Annotated in this window: 16 protein-coding genes and 2 tRNA genes; 11 read left to right on the top strand and 7 right to left on the bottom strand. The window is 66.5% G+C overall.

The window, feature by feature from the left end:
• Positions 1-57: 57 nt before the first annotated feature.
• On the bottom strand, positions 58-4,233 hold the full coding sequence (locus tag BLU09_RS11135; RefSeq protein WP_244171622.1) for a seawater-induced protein 61-2: 4,176 nt from the start codon (positions 4,231-4,233) through the stop codon (positions 58-60).
• Between the two features lie 1,163 nt (positions 4,234-5,396).
• Here BLU09_RS11135 and BLU09_RS11130 point away from each other — a divergent pair.
• The 4 genes from BLU09_RS11130 (at position 5,397) to BLU09_RS11115 (ending at position 10,031) form a co-directional block, all read left to right on the top strand.
• Positions 5,397-6,143: an HAD family hydrolase gene (locus BLU09_RS11130; RefSeq protein ID WP_090489097.1), complete on the top strand. Its 747-nt coding sequence runs from the start codon at positions 5,397-5,399 to the stop codon at positions 6,141-6,143.
• A gap of 136 nt (positions 6,144-6,279) precedes the next feature.
• On the top strand, positions 6,280-7,401 hold the full coding sequence (pdhA, locus tag BLU09_RS11125; protein ID WP_186817707.1) for a pyruvate dehydrogenase (acetyl-transferring) E1 component subunit alpha: 1,122 nt from the start codon (positions 6,280-6,282) through the stop codon (positions 7,399-7,401).
• A gap of 53 nt (positions 7,402-7,454) precedes the next feature.
• Entirely contained in the window at positions 7,455-8,441 is a 987-nt protein-coding gene (locus tag BLU09_RS11120) for a pyruvate dehydrogenase complex E1 component subunit beta (protein ID WP_090489083.1), read from the top strand.
• Positions 8,442-8,447: 6 nt separating this feature from the next.
• A complete protein-coding gene (locus BLU09_RS11115; protein WP_090489081.1) occupies positions 8,448-10,031 on the top strand; it encodes a pyruvate dehydrogenase complex dihydrolipoamide acetyltransferase in 1,584 nt (527 codons plus the stop codon).
• A gap of 74 nt (positions 10,032-10,105) precedes the next feature.
• Here BLU09_RS11115 and BLU09_RS11110 read toward each other — a convergent pair whose 3' ends face one another.
• On the bottom strand, positions 10,106-10,354 hold the full coding sequence (locus BLU09_RS11110) for a hypothetical protein (RefSeq protein WP_090489079.1): 249 nt from the start codon (positions 10,352-10,354) through the stop codon (positions 10,106-10,108).
• 183 nt (positions 10,355-10,537) lie between these two features.
• On the opposite strand from BLU09_RS11110, the gene BLU09_RS11105 reads away from it, so the two are divergent.
• The gene (locus tag BLU09_RS11105) at positions 10,538-10,822 is read left to right on the top strand and encodes a DUF2795 domain-containing protein (protein ID WP_090489077.1); all 285 of its coding nucleotides are present in this window, start codon (positions 10,538-10,540) and stop codon (positions 10,820-10,822) included.
• 166 nt (positions 10,823-10,988) lie between these two features.
• A complete protein-coding gene (locus BLU09_RS11100; RefSeq protein WP_090489075.1) occupies positions 10,989-12,146 on the top strand; it encodes a sensor histidine kinase in 1,158 nt (385 codons plus the stop codon).
• Here the strand turns inward: BLU09_RS11100 and BLU09_RS11095 are convergent.
• Entirely contained in the window at positions 12,118-12,702 is a 585-nt protein-coding gene (locus BLU09_RS11095) for a hypothetical protein (RefSeq protein ID WP_090489073.1), read from the bottom strand. The genes BLU09_RS11100 and BLU09_RS11095 overlap by 29 nt on opposite strands.
• Before the next feature lie 51 nt (positions 12,703-12,753).
• Here BLU09_RS11095 and BLU09_RS11090 point away from each other — a divergent pair, with 51 nt between their 5' ends.
• A complete protein-coding gene (locus BLU09_RS11090) occupies positions 12,754-13,743 on the top strand; it encodes a response regulator (RefSeq protein WP_090489071.1) in 990 nt (329 codons plus the stop codon).
• A gap of 146 nt (positions 13,744-13,889) precedes the next feature.
• Here BLU09_RS11090 and BLU09_RS11085 read toward each other — a convergent pair.
• The 4 genes from BLU09_RS11085 to gltX form a co-directional block, all read right to left on the bottom strand.
• A tRNA-Glu gene (locus tag BLU09_RS11085) sits at positions 13,890-13,961 on the bottom strand.
• Between the two features lie 129 nt (positions 13,962-14,090).
• Positions 14,091-14,161, bottom strand: a tRNA-Gln gene (locus tag BLU09_RS11080).
• A 69-nt stretch (positions 14,162-14,230) separates the two neighbouring features.
• Positions 14,231-14,638 carry a hypothetical protein gene (locus BLU09_RS11075; protein WP_090489069.1) on the bottom strand — a complete coding sequence of 136 codons (408 nt, stop codon included), beginning with the start codon at positions 14,636-14,638 and terminating at the stop codon, positions 14,231-14,233.
• 58 nt (positions 14,639-14,696) lie between these two features.
• The gene (gene gltX, locus BLU09_RS11070) at positions 14,697-16,136 is read right to left on the bottom strand and encodes a glutamate--tRNA ligase (RefSeq protein ID WP_090489067.1); all 1,440 of its coding nucleotides are present in this window, start codon (positions 16,134-16,136) and stop codon (positions 14,697-14,699) included.
• Between the two features lie 87 nt (positions 16,137-16,223).
• On the opposite strand from gltX, the gene BLU09_RS11065 reads away from it, so the two are divergent.
• From BLU09_RS11065 to BLU09_RS11050, 4 genes are read left to right on the top strand one after another with little or no spacing between them, the layout of a single operon-like run.
• The gene (locus tag BLU09_RS11065) at positions 16,224-16,778 is read left to right on the top strand and encodes a hypothetical protein (protein WP_011552744.1); all 555 of its coding nucleotides are present in this window, start codon (positions 16,224-16,226) and stop codon (positions 16,776-16,778) included.
• Positions 16,775-17,662 carry a myxosortase-dependent metalloprotease, MXAN_2677/MXAN_2678 family gene (locus tag BLU09_RS11060; RefSeq protein ID WP_090489065.1) on the top strand — a complete coding sequence of 296 codons (888 nt, stop codon included), beginning with the start codon at positions 16,775-16,777 and terminating at the stop codon, positions 17,660-17,662. The genes BLU09_RS11065 and BLU09_RS11060 overlap by 4 nt, the downstream gene beginning before the upstream one ends.
• On the top strand, positions 17,620-18,639 hold the full coding sequence (locus BLU09_RS11055) for a myxosortase-dependent metalloprotease, MXAN_2677/MXAN_2678 family (RefSeq protein WP_090489063.1): 1,020 nt from the start codon (positions 17,620-17,622) through the stop codon (positions 18,637-18,639). The genes BLU09_RS11060 and BLU09_RS11055 overlap by 43 nt, the downstream gene beginning before the upstream one ends.
• Positions 18,620-19,339: an HAD family hydrolase gene (locus tag BLU09_RS11050; protein WP_090489061.1), complete on the top strand. Its 720-nt coding sequence runs from the start codon at positions 18,620-18,622 to the stop codon at positions 19,337-19,339. The genes BLU09_RS11055 and BLU09_RS11050 overlap by 20 nt, the downstream gene beginning before the upstream one ends.
• Positions 19,340-19,344: the final 5 nt, after the last annotated feature.

Here is a 19,344-nt window from a genome sequence, read left to right as displayed (position 1 = left end):
AGGGGGGCGGACATGCGACAACTGTCCGCCCCCACAATGGACGCCAAGCGCCCTTGGTTACCGCATGTCTGATTCGACGCTCAGCAGTCCTTGGCTCGTGAGCGCAGTTCCCGGGTGGCACGTCCGGATCCACGTCATCGGTTGGGTGAGCTGCCGTGGCTCTACTTGGAACACGAGGACGAGCTCGCTGATCATGTCAATGAGGGGGGGCTCGTCCAATCTAACGGGTGCGAACAGCACTGTTCCATCGACATCGAACTGGGTGAATGGGGATAGGCCATTCCCAACTCGTTCAGGAAGGGCATGTTTTTCGAAAGTGCCTAGTGCATCGCTCGCCGTGCCATATGTCACGGGGAGGCCTCCAAAATGCCACTCCGCATTGCTCTGTTGATACGTCTCCAAGCCCGCGAGTGTGGGGAATGCGAGTTGTGAGCCGAATTGAGTCAGCGCCCGTGTTGCGAGCGCGCTGCTTAGGACAACTCCGTCCGTCACATGAACGCGGGCGAACAGGCCCATGGCGCGGATGATCGGAGAGCCTTCCATACAGAACAACTGCGCGTGTCCGCCGGAGGCCGTGTAGAAGTCTTCGGGGAGCACCGTGAATGGAGCGATGCCGGTTGTCAGCAGATGGTCCCATACCTGCGCAGCTCGTGAATCACTGACTTTCCGATAAGGCGTGTCGGCCTGGACGCCCGGACGCGGAAAGCTGAGTGCGACGACCTTCGGAGTCAGGTGATTTGCCGCTGCCCTCGCGGATGCGAACTTGTCGCGGATGTCAAACTCGACGTCGAGGATGGACTCGGCGCGATCCAGTGCCGGTGCCATCCAGTCCATGTCGACCAGATGCATGAGGCGAGCTCGGGCGGCTGAGTCATTCGCAAGAGCGGTGAAAACGCTTGGATAGCGTAGGTGGATGATGGGGTAGAGGTACTGATTGAGGCCGGACACCACTTCGCGAGTTCTCGAATCGAGTTGAGCGCCGTCCAGGTTTCGCAGGTTCCAAAGTGGGAGCATTCGTACCCACCGGGATTCGGCCTGGGCGGAGGCCAGTTCGTCGCGGAGCGCTCGGAGTTCCAGGGCCAACATGTCCTGCTCCCGCCTGACTGCGAGAATCTCCACCTGTCTCTGGAGGATGGAGAGGTCATGCTCCAGCCAGGCCGAGAACAAACCGTTGAAGGTGGTGGGGATCTTCGAAGGGTCGTTCACGTTGCAATTGCATTCGGTAGAGAGCCGGGCGAACGCTTGACTCCTCAGCGCTGATAGATCCTGAGGATGCAGTCTTCCCTGCCTCAGGTAGTCCGGGAACTTGCTGCGGAGGTCTTCCCGCACGGCTGCCATGGCTCTGCCCAGTTGCTGGATGCTGGCGGCGAGGGGACGAGAATGGCTGATGTTGACGGTCAGGCTGCCGGCTGCCGTGGGGCCACAACCCGTTTTGTCATTGACCACCAGGTAGAGGTCCGAAGCTCGGTCGATCGCGATGGATGTATGCGGCGCCTGGACGGGATGGATGTTCCGGATGTGGCGGCGCAGAGCCTGCGCGGGAGCCGTTGGACGTTCGACTTCCACGAGCAGCAGGCTGCCTGCTGGAAGTTGTGGGAAGGGGGTATTGGCTGCGCGGAGTCCGGTGGTGAATGCCGCGACACTGCGGCTTTCTGTGCCGTTCGCATTGTTGTCGACCTCTGTTGTGGAGCTCCGCTCACCCCAGTCCCAGTTCAGGCACCCTTCGGCCTTGACGTAGGCCTTGAAAGAGGCGCCCCATGCACCTTCGACAATGCTGGGGGAGCCATAGGAGGCCTCCATGCCCGCGCAGGTGGAAGCCGTTTTGTCGAACGTCCTGTAGGTGCCGTCTTCCTTTACGGTCTGTTTGGAGACAGCCTGGAAGTTGCTGTTCTGGAGATTGACGAGGAACCCCTCGGGACCTGTGAGAACAGGGATTGTCTGGGAGCCATTGGGTCCCTGTTCTGTTCGGGTGACAAGGATGGGTTTCGTCGTGTTCGGGCTTCCAGGCAGCCTGTGGGTTCCCTGACTGATTGCACAGGTCGGCGACCACTGTCCGGTCACTGTGACCGTTAGGAAGTCACCGGCTTCTGTGGCCTTCATCCAAGGCGTTGAACCATTCGTTCTTGCTGCAATGTCAGCGATGCGGGTCTCAGGGTCGGGGCTGCCTCCCGCGTAGACCGCATTGCCAGCACTGAGCATGATAGGGGGGATGGTGTCTTGATGGATGAGCTGGTTCAAATCCGTGGTCGCGACCACTTCATCGAAAGCGCTCATGAAGTCGCCCTGACGCACGTTGGCGACCTCTACGTTGTTGCGCAGGCCCGCCAGGTCTTTCGACACAACCTTCATGCGCTCGTGAAGCGCGGTGATTCGCCACATTCCCGATGTCTCGGCCTGCTGGGTCTGCAGGTTTGCAAGCAGGTCTTGAATCAGTGCGGTCCGGGTGGACGTGTACTCAGAGACCCTTTGGCTGAGGTTGTTACGGAGCGCGTTCAGGTCCCCGTCGAGCGTCTCTTGCTCCAGCGAGCTTGTGTTCATTCCCCGGGACAGGACGTTCCGATGGAGCGAGTCGAACAGGCCATGCGCTTCATAACTCGTGCTCCGGGCGTGAGCCTCTCTCAAGAGTTGGGACACTCCCAATGCAATCTGGGGTATCTGCTCATGACTCAAGGTTCGCAAGGGAGCGCCAGAGGGCAGTGGGTACTGTCCCAGGGCGTCTGACATGGCCCCCGCCAGGCGTGAATGCTGATTCACGATGGCCTGAAAGACTGCTCGCCACTCGCTGCGGACCTTGTTCGAGCTGTTGAGTGCACTCTGCAGCGCAGCCGCGTCGTCGAGCAGACTGAGGAGGTTCCAGAGCTGGCTCACCTCGGTGCTCAATTGGCCGCTGGCGCAGGTGAGATAGCGACACGCAAGGTCGTGGGACGCGCTTGCGACCCGGAGCCGATCCACCATCCCGTGAAACGCGTCGCTCATCACCGGGAGGAGGAGTGCGGATTGGACGTAGGACTCCGGAGCGAATGCACTCAGAAGGACTTCTCGGTCCACTTTCATGTAGGCCGCGGAGAGATCGTCAAGGGCTTCCGGGGAGAGTGTGGTGCCGATTTGCTGCTCGCTGTCGTACGCGCCCTTCCAGAAGGCGCTCATCAGCACGCTCAATTCTTCCCAGAATTGAGGGGGAGCCTCCAGGTAGTTATCACTCGCATGGAGAACGCGGAGCGAGTGGTACCGCCATCTTTCGAGGGCGGCCAGATTGTTGACCAGCGTTTGCTGCCGGGGCGCGCCGCTGGGACCGTGAGGTGCCGCGAAGACCTTCTTCAGCAGGGAGATCGAGACATCTCGGTAGGGCAGCGCGTACGGCTGAAGTCCGCACTGCGGGTCGAGTGGTGCATTCTCGATGAAGTCGAGGCATTCATCCAAGAACTGGCGGGTGACTGCGACCTGGACGTGATCCAGTGAGAGGGGGTGGCAAACCGTTTCAAGGAATGAACGGTCGTGCTCAATCGAGGGATCACAAGTCGGACTCACCTCGGGAACCATGAGGTCATTGTTACAGTTCGAGCCAAAGCGACTGTTGCGATAGAGACTGAGGGCATCGGCCAGGTTCGCCGCAGTCAGCGCATCGCCCCGCATCTCGATGAGTCGGCGGAGTTGGCTGGCGGTGACGTTGCGTTCCACTCGGTCTGACTTTGTATCCCTCATGAGGCGATTGAGTCGCAGCCTGATGCAGGCGTACTTCGCATTTACGTCCGAGTCATCCTGCATTGGAAGGTGATCGCAAGTCGAGCAGTGAGGGCTTAGAGCAATGGCTGCCGCGGTGTCGTGGGTCGCCTTGAGGGACTCCAGCGAGAGTCCTCGAGGCGAGGTGTTTGTCGCGCCATCGTTGGCGAGTCCGCATTCGCTTTCCGTCGGGGCGGGGCCGTGGCTCTCGTGTCGGCAGAACCCATGGATGGGCTTGGTGGTGTCGTCGCATTGGGCGGTATAGGTCTCGCAGGGCGCTTCGGCTCTCTGGTGATAGAGCGGGACGTTGTAGAGCGTGACGTAGCACTGCTGGGTGAAGCGCGCGACGTTGCCTTCGCCAATGAGAGTGATGGCACCTTCGCTCCAGGTCGACGTCACGGTGTTGTGCCATCCGCCCTGGAGCGAATCCCTGACTGTGTTGACGCTGGCGCTGCATCCGCCCTGGTTGTCGTAGTCGTACTCGTCGAAGTACTGGCAGCCTTGTCCCGGCATGCACTCCATGACGGAGTATCGGGTTCCTTCGATGATTGGAGCCTGGTTGATGGTTTGGAATCGCTCGATCCCGAATGCCGGGTCTCTACAGGTGTGGTGGTACGTGCACGTTCCTTGCTCGTACCCAATGACAGGACACGCGCTCGAGTTGGCATCCGCGTAACAGGGCTGAATGTAGGACTGGTACTCCCAGACCCCCGCGCAAACCTTCTGGGCGTCCGGAATGCTCGTGTTGTGGTCCCATGCGATTTGGGCAGGCGTACAAGTGCTCGTTGTTGTGAGTCCCAATGGGGCGGCAGTTGATTGTGGTGCCGGTTCAACTTCCTCGTGGAGAGGACCGTCTCCGCAGGCTGTGAACCATATCCCTGCGAGTGCCAGGAGGATGTGTCTTGGTGCGGTGGTACTTCTTTGTTTTGCGCTCACGTTGTCAGCTCTTTGTCTTGGAAATGAGTGCGGTGGGCTGCGAGTGGTGTTTGTTGGGGGATTCTTTGGGTGGGTTGAGCGGGCAGGCGCCTACCCGGCGTACGCGTCAGACGAGTCTGGCCGTCACGAGTCGCTGAAGGGCGCCGCACGGAAGCCTTGCCTGGATGAGGCGGGGCTCGACGCGGAGGTCAGGGAGCCCTGTGGCGCATTCGCTGTGTCGCGTTGACCGGAGAGGCGAATTGGGGACGACGTCAGTGTGTATTTGTAGGTCGGTTGAAGTGGAACCCACGGTTGATGCGAATGCCGTGCCTTGTTGGGCCGTGCGGCCCGCTCACACTGGGAGCGGAAGTCCTGCCGCGACGGCTCCGAATCCGATTCCTCTTCGAACTGTCCCTTGGCATTGACGGGGCAGCTTCGATGCGCTGTGCCAGCGACTTGAGGATCGGGTGAACGGGAGCACGCCTTCGCTGGATCGCCGTCTCTCCGGGCGGACGGGAGTCCAAGTGAAGAGACCCAGGAAATCCCCGTTACTGAACTTGATTCGAAAGCCGCTTGACGCGTTCCTCGCCCCCTGGGCGGGCGCCCCCACGAAGGGGGCGCAGGCCGGGGTCGGCTCTTCGTCGTGCTTGACTCGCTCCGCTTGGGTGGGCGAGGCCCGCTTGGGGAGCACCCAATGCGGCAGCGGGCATGCGACCTTATTCCCCCGAGGCCCGCCGGCGCAGGTAATCTCCCCCGCGCACATGGCTTACGACGACTTCAAGAAGCGCATCCGCGACGACTGGCGCGACACCCTGCGTTCCATCCTGGGGCGCGCCCGCTCCCTGGGCTCCTCCGCCGTGCTGGCGTTCGACCTGGACTCGACCCTGTTCGACAACCGGCCCCGGCAGGCCCGCATCCTCCGCGAGTATGGTGTCGCCCGCTCGCTGGCCGTGCTTGCCGCCTGCGAGCCGCGCCACTGGGTGACGGGCTGGGACATGAAGGAGGCCATGCGCGCCTGCGGCCTGGAGGACGCCCTGGTGGAGTCCCACTTCGCCGAAGCCCGCCGCTTCTGGGCCGAGCGCTTCTTCACCAGCGACTACTGCGTGGACGACGAGGCCATCGACGGCGCGGCCAGCTTCACCCACGAGGTGGTGGCCACCGGCGCGAGGTTCGTCTACGTCACGGGCCGCCATGAGGCCATGCGGGAAGGCTCCGTCTCCTGCATGCGCCGTCACGGCCTGGTGCTGCCGGATGACGACCGCGTGCTCCTCGTGATGAAGCCCACGCTGGCCGAGGACGACGACGCCTTCAAGCGGGAGGCGCACGCGCGGCTGGGTCGCCTGGGGAGCGTGGTTGCTGCATTCGACAATGAGCCCACGCACGCGAACGACTACCGGCGGAAGTTTCCAGAGGCCACCGTCATCCACCTCGCCACGGACCATTCGGGCCGGCCGGTGGAGTTGCTGGATGGCGTCATTTCCGTCCCACACTTCGCGCTGGGTTCCTGACGCACTGCGCCTGAAATAGACCTGGCGTGGACGGGGCTTGAAAGGCTTTGAAGTCCCACTGCCGCGCGGCTATTGAGTCGCTCGGCGTTTGCCGCCCCGGGAGTTCCGTGGGCGGCCAGCATGGAGGCATTCCGCAGTGGCCAGCCCGTACTCAAAAGAACTGCTGTTGGACATGTACCGGAAGATGTACCTCATCCGTCGCTTCGAGGAGCGCGCGGGTCAGCAGTACACGCTGGGGAAGATTGCCGGTTTCTGCCACCTCTACATCGGCCAGGAGGCCGTGGCGGTGGGGCCGGTGGAGGCCCTGCGACCGGATGACTACATGCTCAGTGCGTATCGTGACCACGGCCAGCCGCTGGCCCGTGGCAGCGACGCGGGCATGGTCATGGCCGAGCTGATGGGCCGGGACACCGGCTACAGCAAGGGCAAGGGCGGCTCGATGCACATCTTCGACATCGAGCATCACTTCTACGGCGGCTACGGCATCGTCGGCGGCCAGATTCCCCTGGCGGCGGGCATGGCCTTCGCCAGCCGTTATCGCAACGAGGACCGCGTCACCGTCTGCTATTTCGGCGACGCGGCGGCCAGCCAGGGCGCCCTCCACGAGACGTTCAACATGGCGTCCAAGTGGAAGCTCCCGGTCATCTACATCTGCGAGAACAACCGCTACGGGATGGGCACGGCCATTTCCCGCATCGCGGCGGTGCCGGAGATCTACAAGCGCGCCAGCGCCTACGACATGCGCGGCGAGCCGGTGGACGGCATGGACGTGCTGGCCATGTACGAGGCCGTCAAGGACGCCGCCGAGTACTGCCGCGCCGGCAAGGGCCCCGTGCTGCTGGAGGCCAACACGTACCGCTTCCGCGGCCACTCGATGGCAGACCCCGCCACCTACCGCACCAAGCAGGAGGTGGAGGACGAGCGCAAGGGTGACCCGATTCCGAAGCTGCGCGCCTACATCCTGAAGCAGGGGCTGGCCCAGGACGACGTCTTCGAGTCCATCGAAGCGGAGGTCAATGCGCAGGTGGACCAGGCGGTGAAGTTCGCCGACGAGTCGCCCGAGCCCAGCCTGGACGAGCTGTGGCGCGACACCATCGTGGAGGAGGGCGAGGAGGACGTGCGCCCCCGCGAGCGCGTGCTGGGGAAGAAGGTGAACTGGCCGACGTACCCCAGTGGCCAGGAGCTGAAGGTGACGTGGGACCTGGAGCCGCGCGAGCAGGCCGAGGCGGCCGACAAGAAGGCGGGCCTCATCCGCTAGGCGCGCGCTGACCTGTCTACCAACCCTTTTTCGAGTTCGAGTCGGAGCCGACGATGCCCGAGTTGATGTACCGCGAGGCGCTGAACCAAGCGCTCGCCGAGGAAATGGAACGCGACGCCAACGTCTATCTGATTGGCGAGGAAGTGGGCCGTTACAACGGCGCCTTCAAGGTGTCGCAGGGACTGCTGGACAAGTTCGGGAGCGCGCGCATCATCGACGCGCCCATCGCCGAGCTGGGCTTCACCGGCCTGAGCGTGGGCGCGGCCATGGTGGGCTTGCGCCCCGTGGTGGAGATGATGACCTGGAACTTCGCGATTCTCGCGATGGACCAGATCGTCAACAACGCGGCCAAGCTGCGGCACATGTCCGGTGGCCAGCTGCGCTGCCCCATCGTGTTCCGCGGTCCGGGCGGCGCTGGCGGCCGGTTGTCCAGCCAGCACAGCCAGGCGCTGGAGGCCAACTACGCGCACTTCCCGGGCCTGAAGGTGATTGCGCCCGCCACGCCCGCGGATGCCAAGGGCATGCTCAAGGCCGCCATCCGGGACGAGAACCCGGTGATCATGTTCGAGGGCGAGCGGCTCTACGCCATCAAGGGTGAGGTGCCGGAAGGCGAGCACGTCGTGCCGCTCGGCAAGGCGGACGTGAAGCGCGAGGGCTCCGACGTCACCATCATCACCTGGAGCCGCATGTATTACTTCTGCATGCAGGCGGCCGAGGAATTGGCGAAGGAGGGCATCAGCGCGGAGGTCCTGGACCTGCGCACGCTGCGGCCCCTGGATGAGGAGGCCATCCTGGCGAGCGTGCGCAAGACGAACCGCGCCGTCATCGTGGAGGAGGGCTGGGGGCTCGCCGGCGTGGGCGCGTCCGTGGTGGATATCATCCAGTCGAAGGCGTTCGACGACCTGGACGCACCGGTGGAGCGCGTCACGGGCCTGGACGTCAACATGTCCTATGCAGCGAACCTGGAGAACGCGACCCAGCCGGACGCACCGAAGATCATCGCCGCGGTGAAGAAGGTGCTGTACCGCGAGGGAGCTTGAACGCGTATGGCCATTCCCATCCAGATGCCGAGCCTGTCCCCGACGATGACGGAGGGGAAGATCGTCAAGTGGCTCAAGAAGCAAGGGGACAAGGTGTCCTCCGGCGATGCCGTGGCCGAGGTGGAGACGGACAAGTCCAACCTCGAAATCGAAGCCTACGACGACGGGTACCTGCTGCAGGTGCTCGTCGGCGAGGGCGAGATGGCCAAGGTGGGCGCGCCCATCGCCTATATCGGTGCGAAGGGTGAGAAGGTGGGGGCCGGCAAGCAGGCCGCGCCCGCCGCCGCGCCTCCTGAGCAGAAGCCCCAGCCGGCGCCCGCAGCCCCCGCGCCGCAGGCCGCCGCGAAGCCCGCATCGTCGGGCGGCAGTGACAACCGCATCGCCATCCAGATGCCGAGCCTGTCCCCGACGATGACGGAGGGGAAGATCGTCAAGTGGCTCAAGAAGCAGGGGGACAAGGTGTCCTCCGGCGATGCCGTGGCCGAGGTGGAGACGGACAAGTCCAACCTCGAAATCGAGGCCTACGACAACGGCACCCTGGCGGAGATCGTCGTCGGGGAGAACCAGATGGCGAAGGTGGGGGCGCCCATCGCGTACCTCACCGTGAAGGGCGCCAAGGCGGCCCCGGCCGCTCCGGCGGCGCAGCCCAAGGCGCCTGCTCCGGCTCCCGAGAAGCCGGCGGCGGCGAAGCCCGCGGCGGCTCCGGCCCAGGCGGGTGGCCGGCGTCTCCGCGCCAGCCCCGTGGCGAAGAGAATCGCGCGCGAGAAGGGTCTGGACCTCACCCAGGTGAGTGGCTCGGGTCCCTCTGGCCGCGTGGTGAAGCGCGACATCGAGGAGGCGCTCGCGCGAGGACCGGCGGCGGTTCCTGCCGCGAAGAAGGCCCCGGCCGCGCAGCCCGCTCCGGGCGTGCGTCCCGAGCCGACCGTGGTCCCCCTCACGTCCATGCGCAAGGTCATCGCGCAGCGGATGACGGAGGTGAAGCCCGGCGTGCCTCACTTCTACCTCACCATCGAGGTGGACATGGAGGCGGCGTCGAAGGTGCGCGAAGAGGCGAAGGCGATGGACCTCAAGGTCTCCGTCAACGACCTCATCGTGAAGGCCGTGGCCATGGCGGTGCGCCGCTACCCGAAGATCAACGTCTCGCTGCAGGGCGACAAGGTCGTCCAGTTCCACAGTGTGGACGTGGGCATCGCGGTGGCGCTGGAGGAAGGCCTCATCACGCCCATCCTCCGGGATGCGGACCAGAAGGGCCTGCAGGCCATCGCGTCGGGCGTGCGTGAGCTGGCCGAGCGCGCTCGCAAGCGCGCCCTCAAGCCGGAGGAGTACACCGGCGGCTCCATCACCGTCAGCAACCTGGGCATGTACGGCATCGACCAGTTCGTCGCCGTCATCAACCCGCCGCAGGCCTCCATCCTCGCGGTGGGTGCCGTCTCCGAGAAGGCGGTGGTGCGCGATGGTCAGCTGGCGGTCCGGAAGATGATGACGGCGACACTGTCGTGCGATCACCGCGTCATCGACGGTGCCATTGGCGCCGAGTTCCTGCGCGAGCTGCGCGGGCTGCTCGAGCACCCCACGCGGCTGCTGTTCTAGGCCGTCCGGTTGCCCCGCTCCGCGTGCCCGTCCTGGGGCGCGCGAGGGCGGGGCAGGGCCCGGATGGGCCCTTGTTACTTGCGCGTCGGCTCCTTGCGGCCGTGCGCCTCCTGCTCCAGCTTGCGCTGAGTCTGCGTCACGCTTGCCTGGCGCTCGCGTGACGTTCCGGTCGGCAGTTCATTCTCCTCATCGTCCGAGCGACCGCGGATGCCGGGCCAGGGCTCTGGGTGCGTGCCCTCCACATGCTCGATGCGCTCCGCATAGCCGTTGTCTCCGGCTGCGTTGTGCTTCGTCTCCTCGGATTTACCCTTGTTGTCCGCCATGATGTGTCCTCCCAAGCAGGTGCCATCCGGCACACTTCGTGGGGGTAACGGTGGGACGTGTGCCGCGTGCTGACCACCCACAAGCGGGTTGCGTGGCTCGTCCCCCCGCCTGCTCCACGAGCGCGAAAAAAGGTCGGCGGCCGTGGGCGTTCGCTGCTTAACTTGCTTCCAATGAACGACGACATGACACGCGAACGGCTTGCCCAGGGTGTGTCGGAGTTGGAGTCGCGCGGAGGCCCGCCGCTGCCGCTGGCGGAGTCGCTGCACAAGGCGCTCGACGGCGCCGTCTTTCCGCTGTCCGCGCGGCAGTTGACCTGGGTGGCCCGTGAGAACGAGGCCCCGGCCCTGGTGCTCTCGCTCCTGGGTTCGCTTCCCCGGGCCAGCTTCGGCTCCGTGGACGCGGTGGCCCGGGCGCTGGAAGGCGACCTGGAGGCCACGGTTCCGCAACAGTCGGCTTCTTCGCGCTGACACGACCCCGGGACGGAGAGGGCTTCTCCGGAAGGCGCGACGCGTCAGGCGTTTGCCCTATCCTGGTGGTGCGCGCGGTACCCAGCAGATCGCGAAGGGGGTGAGGCGCTATCCTAGGCCCTACCAGCCTGGCCCCCTTCATGGGACGCTGGCCAGGAGGAGCGTCATGAACCCGTCTGAACTCCCCGCGGTCCTCTACGTCGACGATGACGCGCTGAACCTCCGGGTCTTCGACGCGAACTTCGGGCAGCGCTTCCGCATCTTCCGCAGCTCCTCGCCCAGCGAGGCGTTGGCGCTCCTGGAGCAGCGCCGGGGCGAGATTGGCGTCATCCTCTCCGACCAGCGGATGCCGGGCATGACGGGCGTGGAGCTGCTGGAGCGGGCGCGCACGATTGCTCCGGACGCCAAGCGCATGCTCGTCACGGCCTACGCGGACATGCAGGCCGTCATCGACGCCGTCAACCGCGGCCAGGTGACGCGCTACTTCGTCAAGCCGTGGGACCGGACGGAGCTCCAGGCCGCACTCGATGACGCGCTCAAGATTGCCCGGCTGGAGCTGCGCATCCGCGAGGTGGAAGGGCGCATGATGAAGTCCGAGCGTCTGGCCACCCTGGGACAGGTGACGGCGGGCATCGCGCACGAGCTGATGGGGCCGGTGGGCTACCTGTCGCAGAACGTGGCGTCGCTGCAGCGCGACCTGGGCAGCGTCATCCAGTACGTGTCGCGGCACCTGCAGACGGACCCCGACCCCGCCGTGGCGGAGACGGTGGAGGACCTGCCCGCCCTCATCAAGGACCTGGCGGACGGCGCCGAGCACCTGCGGCAGGTGGCGCTGGGGCTGCGAGCCCAGGCCCGCGGTGAGGACCTGGAGGCCACGGCGGACGTCGCGGAAGTGGTGTCCTTCGCAGTGAAGCTGGCGCGCGCCGAGGTGCGGGAGCGGGCGCGGCTGACGAGCAACGGCGAGCCCGTGCGCGTCACCTTCGGCCCGGTGAAGCTGTGCCAGGTGCTGCTCAACCTCATCGTCAACGCGGCGCAGGCCATGGGCACCACGGGACGTCCCGGGCGCATCGAGGTCCGGTGGACGACGACTCCCGAGGACGTGGTGCTCACGGTGGCGGACAACGGCTGCGGCATTTCCATGGAGCTGCAGGAGCGCGTCTTCCAGCCCATGTTCACCACCAAGCCCGTGGGCGTGGGAACCGGACTGGGCCTGTCCATCTGCCGGGAGCTCGTCACGCAGTTCGGCGGCAGCCTCCGGTTGTCCTCCACGCCAGGGGAGGGCACCGAAATCGAAATCACCCTCCGGCGAGCCCCGCTCCCCTGAGTCCGAAGGCGTTGCTGAGCATGCGCCACACGCGGTGCAGCGTCTGCGTCTCGGAGGGGCGGATGGCCTCCACCAGCACCGCGCGGCGCGGCGGGCCCTCCGCATTCTCTGGCGCGTACTCCACCACCAGCGCGTAACGGGGACCGGGGCGCTCCACCATGTGGACGGCCCGCACCGCGTCGAAGGGCACCACCGCCGCGCGGGTCGCGCCCGGTGACCAGGCCAGCTGCTCCAACCGCAAGGACTCGGTGCGGAAGTGCAGGACGAAGCGCCGGCGGCCCAGCCGGGACTCCAACTTGAGGGACAGACCCACCAGGGCCGCCGCGAGCAGGCCCAGGGCGAAGGCCGACGTCGAGCCTTCCCGGACGCCCACCAGGACGGCGGCGCCCACCGCGCACCCCAGCCCTACGCCGACGAGCAGTCCAGGCAGGGCACGCCGCTCCCAGGGCGGCGGTAGGGATTCGCCCACCAGCCGGCCGCCGTCATAACGCAGCCGCACGTCGCCCAGCCGCCCGGGTACCCGGTTGTCCTGCAATGCGTCTTGAAAGCTCGCCACACCCTCAGCATAGCGGGCCTCAAATGCGGGCTTCGTAGTTGGAAGTGAGCTGTGCGAATCTCCGCGGCCATGGAGTTCCCGTTCGAAACCGGTGAGGGTGAAGGAGGGGAAGGGGGGACGCTCGCCTCGACGGTGCTGGTGGTGGATGACGAGCCCGTCGTGCTGGACATCTGTGCCCGCCTTCTGGAGCGAGATGCCGACCTGGTGGTGACGCTGGCCGCGAGCGCGGAGGACGCCCTCCCGCTGCTGGCCGAGCAGCGCTTCGACGTCCTGGTGACGGACAAGAACCTGCCCGGCATGGGCGGCGTGGAGCTCATCGCCGAGGCGCGCCGTCTCCAGCCGTCCCTGGAAGCGGTGATGATTACCGGCTACGCCAGCTCCGAAAGCGTCGTTGCCGCCTTCGCCGCGGGCGCCAGTGACTACATCCTCAAGCCTTTTGACGACCTGCGGGTGCTGCGCGCCAAGGTGCGCGCAGCCCTGGAGCGCAGGACGGCGGGCCTGCTCGTGCGGGAGCAGGCCCGGGAGGTGGCCCGCGAGGCCGCGGCCCTCCTGGCCTCCGGACAGGATGCGCCGGAGCTCGCCTACGAAGCCCTGGAGGCGGAGCTGCGAGCCTACGAGGAAGCGGTGCGCCTGGGCCTCAATGGCCGCGTGGCCGTCGTGGGCAGCGCGAATACCGTCACCGTTCTTCAGGACGCTGGCTTCGAGGCGGTGGAGCTGCCGCCCTACGCCCCCGAACTGGAGCGCGCGGACGTCGTCATCGTGGAGACGGGCGACCCCCAGTGGCGCACGCTGGCCGAGCGCCTTCAGCGCAGACCGCCCGACGTGCTGCTGCTCGCCAGCCCCCAGGCGGACCTGGGGGATTTGCTGGAGGCGATTACGCTGCGCATGGACCTGGTGGGCTTCGGCACCAGCCAGGGCGCCGTCGCGCTGCCGGAGAAGGTGCGCATGTTGCTGCTGCGCCGGGGCGTGCAGCGGGCGCAAGATCGGCTCGCCGCGGCGCTCGCCGCCTTCCGGCAGAGCATCGCCGCGCCGTTGCCCTGAAGGACCCCGTCGAATCGTGAGCAGGAACGCGCGGGCCGCGCCTCGAAAGAGGCGCTGGGCCCCGCGGAGCCGCCGTCTCGCGCCACACGTGACTGGCCCGCAAAGCGAAACGCCCACCTTCTTTTCAGAAGGTGGGCGTCTCAGTGTGACCCTGCCGGGATTCGAACCCGAGTTTGAGCCGTGAGAGGGCTCCGTCCTAACCGCTAGACGACAGGGCCGATACTTGTTTCAACCGCTGCTAACTGCCCGCGATTTCTACCTTTTTTCGTCTGCCCTCGTCAACCCTTTTGTTTCGTCCTGCTCAGGTTGCTTCGGACCAACGCGTACTGCAACTGCGGAACTACAAGCTGGGGAACTAGGATTCGAACCTAGATAAGCAGAGTCAGAGTCTGCTGTCCTGCCGTTAGACGATTCCCCAAGGACCTGCTCGACCGCGGCGCTTCTCTACCAATACCACTTCGGGACTGCAACAACTTCGGTGCGACGTTTACTTCTTCCTGCTCTTCGTCGTCTCCGGCTTCTTGGCGGGCTTGGCTGCCTGCTGGGTCGGGACGATGTAGATGCGAACTTCGTCGTTCGCCTCGTAAATGTTCAGCCCCGCGAAGTTCTTCCCCGAGGGGTTGCTGATGTGAACCGCCTTGACGCCCGGCTGGTTCACGATCTGCCGGCGGGGGTAACCGCTCGTCGAGTAGACCGCGCGGTAGTACTCCAGCGTGCCATCGAAATCCCTGGGCGACCGGTAGCGATTCTCACCGACCCGCTTGGACCCATCCGGCAACTGCGCGCCATTGACGACTTCGGCGCCCGCTGAAACCGCCCAGAGCGCCACCAGCGCCGCTCCGAGCGGGCGCGCCTTATAGAAACCGCGTTTCAGGCTGTCAAGGGCACGCATCATGGGTCCGAAAGATAGGGGCCTGCGCTGCGGACGTCCACCGCTACCTGCGCTTGACAGCTCAACCGCGCGTCAGCGCCGCGTCGATGCGCAGCAGGGATTCGTCGCGGCCTACCAGCACCAGCGTCTCGCCGATGCCCGGGCTGGTGGTGTTGCCGGTGAGTGCCACGCGGATGGGCTGCGCCACCTTGCCCATGCCGACGCTGGAGGCCTCGCTCACCTGCTTCACCACGCCGTCCAGCGCCTCCACCGACCACTCCGGCAGCGCGGCGAGCGTCTCACGCACCTTGCGCAGCAGGTTGAGGGACTCTCCGGAGAGGTGCTTGGTGGCGGCCTTCTCGTCCAGGGTGATGCCGGAGCGGAAGTAGACGTTGGCCGCGGTGGTGGCGATGTCTTCCAGGGTGTTGGAGCGCTCGCGCAGCGTGCGCACCAGCGTCTCCAGCCGCGGGTCGCCTTTCGCCTGGATGCCCTTCGCCTCCAGGAAGGGGAGCAGCCGCTCCACCACGGTCTCCACCGGCAGCTGCTTCATCCACTGCTGGTTGAGCCACAGCAGCTTCTCCGGGTTCCACACGCCGGAGGTGGTGCCCACGTCGCTGAAGTCGAACCACTCGAGCATCTGCTCGCGGCTGATGACCTCGTCGTTGCCGTGGCTCCAGCCCAGGCGGATGACGAAGTTGAGCAGCGCCTCCGGCATGACGCCGTTGCGCTTGTGCACCATCACGTCCGCTTCCGGGTGCTTGCGCTTGGACAGCTTCTCGCGGTCCGGGCCCAGGATGAGCGGCAGGTGGGCGAAGTCGGGCGGCGTCCACCCCAGCGCCTGGTACAGCATGAGCTGCGGGAAGGTGGAGTTGACGTGCTCCTGGCCGCGCGCGACCAGGGTGATGTCCATCAGGTGGTCATCAATGACACACCCGAAGTTGTACACGGGGATGCCGTCCGCCCGCATCATGACCCAGTCATCCAGGTCGCTGTGCGTCTTGGTGATGGTGCCCAGCGCCTTGTCGGTGAAGGACACGGAGCCGTCGCCCGCGGGCATCTTGAAGCGGATGACGGCGTCCGCGGCGTTGCGGCCGGCGGGGGGGGCGGTCCGCTCGCGGCAGGTGCCCGGGTACTTGAACGCGCCGCCCGCCTTCTCCGCCACCTGCCGCTGCGCGTCGAGCTCCTCCTTCGTGCAGTAGCACCGGTAGGCCTTGCCCTCGGCGATGAGCTGGTCGGCGTGCTTGCGGTAGGTGTCCAGCCGCTGCATCTGGAAGTAGGGGGCGTAGGGGCCTTCCTTACCGGGGCCCTCATCCCAGTCGATGCCCAGCCAGTTCAGTCCGTCCAGGATGGCCTGCACCGACTCCGGGGTGGAGCGGCCCTGGTCCGTGTCCTCCATGCGAAGGACGAAGGTGCCGCCCTGGCGCCGCGCCTGGAGAAAATTCATCAGCGCCGTACGGGCACCGCCAATGTGAAGGTAACCGGTAGGCGAGGGAGCGAAGCGGACGCGAAGGGCAGGAGGCATACGGGCGCGCGGATTAGCAGGGCGACGATGGAGGGTCAACGCGGAGGGGCATTCCTGGAGTAAGTTGGATGGCCAGGGAGAACTCGTATGTCGATTCGTCAGGTAGTTCGCACGTTGCTCCTGGCTGTCCTCCTGGTGGGCGTGCCCGCGACCGCCACCACCCAGCTCCGCGTGGACCTGTCCGGGCTCGCGGTAGGCGCGGACACCGTGGTCCACGGGGTCGTCCGGCGCGTGGAGAGCCGCTGGAGCGGCGACAAGATGCGCATCCTCACCGACGTCGAAATCCAGGTGACGGAGTCGCTCAAGGGCCAGCCTGGGAGCACGGTGCTCGTCACCCAGCCCGGGGGCCGCATGGGGGACATTGGCCAGGTGGTGCACGGGCTGGCGTCCTTCACGCCGGGCGAGGAGGTGGTGGTCTTCCTGCAGAAGCGCGGCCCCCGTGCCTTCCGCGTCTCTGACATGGCGCAGGGGAAGTTCCAGGTGAAGCGTGAGGGAAAGACGGCGCTGGCCGTCCCAGAGCCCACCGAGTCGCAGCTGTTGGACCCCGTCACCCGAAAGCCTGCCGCGTCCGCGCTCCAGTCCATGACGCTGGTGGAGCTGAAGGCCGCCATCCGTGAAGCCCTTGGGGAGCAGACGCCGTGATACCGCTCGCGCCCCTGATGCTGGCCCTGAGCCTGGGCCAGGTGGACCCCTACGTCCGCAGCCGTGTCGATGCGGGTGACACGGGCACGCAGTGCCTCTACTGGACGTCCCATCGCATCGTCTGGAACCAGAGCACCTACGGCAACCCGGACACGGCGGGCGACTCCGAGTTCGACGCGATTCGCGCCTCCTTCCAGAGCTGGCAGGACATCTTCGCCGAGTGCGGCAACCTCACGCTGGTGGAAGGCCCGCGCGTGGACGAACGCCAGGTGGGCTACCGGCGCCAGGGAACCAATACCAACCTGGTGCTGTTCCGGACCCGGGACTGCAACTCCGTGGTGCCCGAGAGCGATGCGTGCTGGGCCGACGACACGTGTGCCAACACGCATGACTGCTGGGATGACGACGACAACACCATCGCCATCACCCTCACCACGTACGACGAGCGCTCGGGAATCATCTACGACTCGGACATCTCCTTCAACGCGGCGCGCTTCTCCTTCACGACGGCGAACGGCGGCACGTGCTTCCCGCCGGTGACGACCCAGTGTGTTGCCACCGACGTGCAGAACACCGCCACGCACGAGGTCGGCCACCTCATCGGTCTGGACCACACGCGCGCCACCGGCTCCACCATGAACCCCAGCGCGCCGCCGGGAGAGGTGTCCAAGCGCGTGGTGGACTCGGGCTCGCGCGGCTTCGTCTGTGACGCCTACCCCCAGGGGCAGGCCAGCCAGTCGTGCCTCCACCCGGTGACGTCCATCGAACTGGGGCCCAAGGCTGGAGGCTGCTCCGCGGCGGGGCCGGGTGGGGCGCTGTCGCTGGTGGCCGTCTGGTCGCTGTGGCTGGCGCGCCGCCGCCGCCGCGAGGAGGCGGTCCAGTGAGGAAGGTGCTGGCGCTCGCGGCCGCGTGCCTGGCCACCTCTGCTCAAGCGCAGATGGAGGAGGAGCCGGCCTACCGCCGCACCGTGGTGCCCAGGCACCCGCTGTGCCTGGTGTGGCCGGTGCGTGAGTATGTCTACCACCTGGATGCGGCGGGCAGCGCGCGCACGCCTGGGGACTCCGAGGTGGCGGCCATCGAGGCGTCCTTCGACTCGTGGCGGAACGTCTCCGACGGGTGCAGCGACTACCGGTTCACCCGGGGCGAGGACTGGCGAGCGCCCATCGCCGTGGGCTACGACGAGACGCGTCCCCGGGACAACTACAACATCATCACGTTCCGGGAGACGTCGTGCCACGAGGTTGCCCCGGCGGATGATGCGTGCTGGACCGAAGAGACGTGCGGCAACGTCTACCAGTGCTGGGAGCATCCGCCTGGGACCATCGGCCTCACCACGTCCACGTTCTCCTATCGGGACGGGCGGGTGTTGGACTCGGACATCGAGCTGAACGCGTCCCAGCCGGCACAGGGCTACGGCTTCCTCTTCACCACGGTGGACTCACCGGTGTGTGAGCGCGAGCCCTCGGTGGACTGCGTGGCCACGGACATCCAGAACACCATGACGCACGAGATTGGCCACGTGGTGGGGCTGGACCATGTCTTCGTCCCGGGCGCCACCATGGAGGCCACCGCGCCGCCGGGGGAAACGCGCAAGCGTGTCATCGACTCGGGGTCGGCCGCCGGGTTCTGTGACATCTACCCGCGTCACCTGCCGCCCACCCAGTGTTTCGTGCGGGAGGGGGCGGGGTTTGCGTTGAAGGCGGACGGCCGGGGCAGCGGCTGCGCGGCGGCGCCGGGACCGGTAGCGCTGGGGCTGGGGCTGGCCGCGCTCGTCCTGACGCGTGTGCGGCGGCGTGCGGTCCGCGCTGCGGCGTCCCTCCGGCGGGATGAAAGGTCCTGGCGTGGCCGTCGCATTCTTTGACCTGGACAAGACGCTCATCGCCGCCAACTCGGGCTCGCTGTGGATTCGCCGCGAGCTCGAGCTGGGGCACATCTCCCGCTTCCAGGCGCTGCGCGCCAGCCTCTGGATTGCGCGCTACCACCTGGGCTTCGTGTCCATGCAGGACGCCGTCGCACGCGCGATTGCCCAGCTCGCCGGTACGCCCGCGAAGCCGCTCCAGGAGCGCACCGCCGTGTTCTACGCGGAGCAGGTGCGGCCGCTCTATCGGCCCGGGGCCTGGGCCGTGCTGGACGCGCACCGGCGCGCCGGGGAGCGGCTCGTCCTGCTGACGTCATCCACGGGCTACCTGTCGGAGCTGGTGGCGCGGGAGCTGGGACTGGACGCGGTGCTGTGCAACCGCTTCGAGGTCGATGGCGCGGGCCTCCACACCGGACGCGCCCTGGGCACCATCTGCTTCGGCGAGGGCAAGCGCGTCTGTGCCGAGGCGTACGTGCGCGAGGCGGGCGTGGCACTGTCGGCATGCGCCTTCTACACCGATTCGTATTCGGACCTGTCGGTGATGGAGGTGGTGGGGCGGCCCGTGGCCGTCCACCCGGACCACCGGCTGCGGCGCCACGCCCGGAAGCGGGGCTGGCCGGTGGTGGACTGGGGCGTGCCGCCCGGCGGCGATGTGCAGGCCGTTCCTCCCGCGCCTCCCGTGGTGCCCTCCACCGGACCCTGATGCGC

The sequence above is a fragment of the Myxococcus virescens genome (assembly GCF_900101905.1).
In the GTDB taxonomy this organism is placed as follows: domain Bacteria; phylum Myxococcota; class Myxococcia; order Myxococcales; family Myxococcaceae; genus Myxococcus; species Myxococcus virescens.
Note: the sequence above shows the minus strand (reverse complement) of the source record. Positions and strands in the feature narration are given on the sequence as shown.

Coding starts and splice junctions, on each gene's coding strand:
- BLU09_RS11105 (WP_090489077.1), top strand. CDS start 10,538: ATGACACGCGAACGGCTTGCCCAGGGTGTGTCGGAGTTGGAGTCGCGC.
- BLU09_RS11065 (WP_011552744.1), top strand. CDS start 16,224: ATGTCGATTCGTCAGGTAGTTCGCACGTTGCTCCTGGCTGTCCTCCTG.
- BLU09_RS11115 (WP_090489081.1), top strand. CDS start 8,448: ATGGCCATTCCCATCCAGATGCCGAGCCTGTCCCCGACGATGACGGAG.
- BLU09_RS11120 (WP_090489083.1), top strand. CDS start 7,455: ATGCCCGAGTTGATGTACCGCGAGGCGCTGAACCAAGCGCTCGCCGAG.
- BLU09_RS11135 (WP_244171622.1), bottom strand. CDS start 4,233: ATGCCGGGACAAGGCTGCCAGTACTTCGACGAGTACGACTACGACAAC.
- BLU09_RS11130 (WP_090489097.1), top strand. CDS start 5,397: ATGGCTTACGACGACTTCAAGAAGCGCATCCGCGACGACTGGCGCGAC.
- BLU09_RS11075 (WP_090489069.1), bottom strand. CDS start 14,638: ATGATGCGTGCCCTTGACAGCCTGAAACGCGGTTTCTATAAGGCGCGC.
- BLU09_RS11110 (WP_090489079.1), bottom strand. CDS start 10,354: ATGGCGGACAACAAGGGTAAATCCGAGGAGACGAAGCACAACGCAGCC.
- BLU09_RS11100 (WP_090489075.1), top strand. CDS start 10,989: ATGAACCCGTCTGAACTCCCCGCGGTCCTCTACGTCGACGATGACGCG.
- gltX (WP_090489067.1), bottom strand. CDS start 16,136: ATGCCTCCTGCCCTTCGCGTCCGCTTCGCTCCCTCGCCTACCGGTTAC.